Genomic DNA, 1,255 nt, shown 5'->3' with positions numbered 1-1,255 from the left:
TGAAGTGGTCCCAGGAAACCGGACAGTCAGCTAAGGTGTTTCCCGAACCTTTGAAGGGATACGAACATGGCAAAGCGCCGGAACTTTACAGATCAGTTTAAGGCCAAGGTGGCGTTGGAAGCGCTGCGTGGCGACAAGACCGTGCAGGAGATCGCGGCGAAGCATCAGTTGCACCCAAATCAGGTCAGCACATGGAAGCGGCAGGCCATCGAGGGCATGGCCGATGTGTTCTCGGGTGGCAAGCAGAGCGGCCCGACCGAGGCGGAAGTAAAGGAACTTCACGCCAAGATCGGGAGGCTGGCGGTCGAGAACGATTTTTTGTCGGAAGGGCTGAAGCGATGAGCCCTGGAAAGAAACGCGCGATGATCAACCGGGATCACCCCAAGCTGAGCATCAGCCAGCAGTGCAAGCTGGTGAGCCTGAGCCGGTCGGCGTTCTACTACACGCCCGCCGGGATCGACGCCGACACGCTGTCGATGATGAAAGAGATCGACCGGGTGTTCACCAAATACCCATTCTTCGGGTCGCGCCAGATCGCGGCCTATCTGCGCCGGGAAGGCATTGTTGTTGGCCGCCATCGCGTCAGGCGATTGATGGCGAAGATGGGTCTTGAAGCGGTCTACAAGCGCCCACGAACCAGCCAGCCGCATCCTCAGCACCCGGTCTTCCCGTATCTGCTGAGGAAGATGGTGATTGACCGACCGAACCAGGTCTGGTGCGCCGATATCACCTTTGTGCCAGTCAGAAATGGCTTCCTCTATCTGGTGGCAATCATGGACTGGGCGACGCGCAAGGTGCTGAGCTGGCGGTTGTCGAACACGATGCACGCCGACTTCTGCGTCGAAGCACTGAGCGAGGCCATCGCCAGGTACGGCCCGCCTGAGATCATGAACACAGATCAGGGATCGCAGTTCACCGGATCGGCCTGGATCACGACGCTGACCGAGGCGGGCGTGCGCATCTCGATGGACGGGCGCGGGCGTTACCTCGACAACATCTTCATCGAACGCCTCTGGCGATCCCTGAAGCAGGAGGCCATCTATCTCGAAGAAATCAATGAAGGCTTCCGGGCCCGTCGTGTCATCAAGGGCTGGATGGCATTCTATAACACCAGCCGACCCCATTCCGCGCTTGATCGGCAGACGCCGGACGACGCATATTGGGCAGGCTTGGAAGAGCGACACGCAGCATGAAACCTAAACCCGATACACCTTAGAAACGCTGCAAACCTGTCCGAAAAGATGGGACCACTTCA

Annotated in this window: 1 protein-coding gene; it reads left to right on the top strand. The window is 58.7% G+C overall.

The genetic code is table 11. The annotated features are described in order from the left end of the window. Positions 1-66 precede the first annotated feature (66 nt). A protein-coding gene (locus RBB42_RS28060; RefSeq protein WP_197918801.1) for an IS3 family transposase occupies positions 67-1,193 on the top strand; the annotation gives its coding sequence in 2 pieces (ribosomal slippage) (positions 67-337 and positions 337-1,193; 1,128 coding nt in all). Positions 1,194-1,255 lie beyond the last annotated feature (62 nt).

Origin of the sequence: Mameliella sp. MMSF_3455 (genome assembly GCF_030733205.1) — a bacterium.
Classification (GTDB): Bacteria; Pseudomonadota; Alphaproteobacteria; order Rhodobacterales; family Rhodobacteraceae; genus Antarctobacter.
The sequence above is the reverse complement of the archived record's forward strand: the minus strand, read 5'-3'. Positions and strand labels throughout refer to the sequence as shown.